The organism is Moorena sp. SIO2C4 (assembly GCF_010672485.1).
GTDB lineage: Bacteria > Cyanobacteriota > Cyanobacteriia > Cyanobacteriales > Coleofasciculaceae > Moorena > Moorena producens.
The window spans coordinates 1-1058 of record NZ_JAAHGN010001575.1; the positions used below are offsets into that span (position 1 = coordinate 1).

Sequence of the window (1058 nt, forward strand, 5' to 3'; positions counted from 1 at the left end):
TACGCTTTGCGAACGCTTCATCGCGTAGCGTGACAATCATGTCAATCGCTTCCCAACAGAATTCCGTAACTTATATACTACTTATTGAAATACGTAATCTGGGATAAACCTTTACCAAGATGACTCATGTCTGTCTATAGCAACGGGAACAGCGGATCTGGGAACAGCGGATCTGGGAGCAGGGAACAGGGAACAAAAATTCTCACAATTCATTTATGCTCTCAATATCCTTCTCTTGATGCATCGCTATTGCCTATTGCCTCTTGCCTCTTGCCTATTGCCTCTTGCCTCTTGCCTATTGCCTCTTGCCTATTGCCTCTTGCCTCTTGCCTATTGCCTATTGCCTCTTGCCTCTTGCCTCTTGCCTTAAAACCATAAGCAATCTCCCTCAAACCTTGCTGACAATTGCCCTATATTTACCTATTCACAACTCTCACAGAGATTGATATAGTTACCCTTGTCAGCAACTTTTAATCAAAAGGAGGATTAGAGCGATTCATGAAGTACTGCAAGTACTTTCTACACCTGGCAGCCTTTCTACTAGCACTAACTATTCTAGTGTTGCCTCTGCCAGCCCAAGCCCAAAGCGCTGCCACCATTAAAGCTACCTTTGCAAACACTGATTTAAGCGGTCAGGATTTATCCGGTCAAGACTTCCATAACGCTGTTTTTAGCAGTGTCAATTTACAGTCAGCCAACTTGAGCAATGTTAACTTTAAGGGTGCGAACATTACCAAAGTTAATTTCACTAATGCTAATCTACAGGGAGCAGATTTTAGCTATGCATTCATTAATGTATGTAACTTCAAGGGAGCAAATATTACCGGCGCTGACTTCACCTTTGCAATTTTGGATTCTAAGCAATACCGGGAGCTATGCAAAAATGCTTCTGCTACTAATCCCATAACTGATACTGGTGTTGATACTCGCTACTCTTTAGGATGTTATTGAAACTAATTTAAGTATTCAGCGGTCAGCGGTCAGCAGTCAGCGGTCAGCGGTCAGCCTTCAGCGGTCAGCCTTCAGTGGTCAGTGGTCAGTGGTCAGTGGTCAGTGGA

Annotated in this window: 2 protein-coding genes; both read left to right on the forward strand. The window is 43.7% G+C overall.

The genetic code is table 11. From position 1 onward, the window contains the following. Window positions 1–126: 126 nt before the first annotated feature. The gene (locus F6K20_RS39615) at window positions 127–378 is read left to right on the forward strand and encodes a hypothetical protein (RefSeq protein WP_154659672.1); all 252 of its coding nucleotides are present in this window, start codon (window positions 127–129) and stop codon (window positions 376–378) included. Window positions 379–498: 120 nt separating this feature from the next. Next, window positions 499–951, forward strand: coding sequence for a pentapeptide repeat-containing protein (locus F6K20_RS39620; RefSeq protein ID WP_008179508.1), 453 nt, complete (start codon window positions 499–501; stop codon window positions 949–951). Window positions 952–1058: the final 107 nt, after the last annotated feature.

What these genes read in the sequence shown, in the direction of transcription:
- F6K20_RS39620 (WP_008179508.1), top strand. Translation starts at nt 499, where the DNA reads ATGAAGTACTGCAAGTACTTTCTACACCTGGCAGCCTTTCTACTAGCA.
- F6K20_RS39615 (WP_154659672.1), top strand. Translation starts at nt 127, where the DNA reads ATGTCTGTCTATAGCAACGGGAACAGCGGATCTGGGAACAGCGGATCT.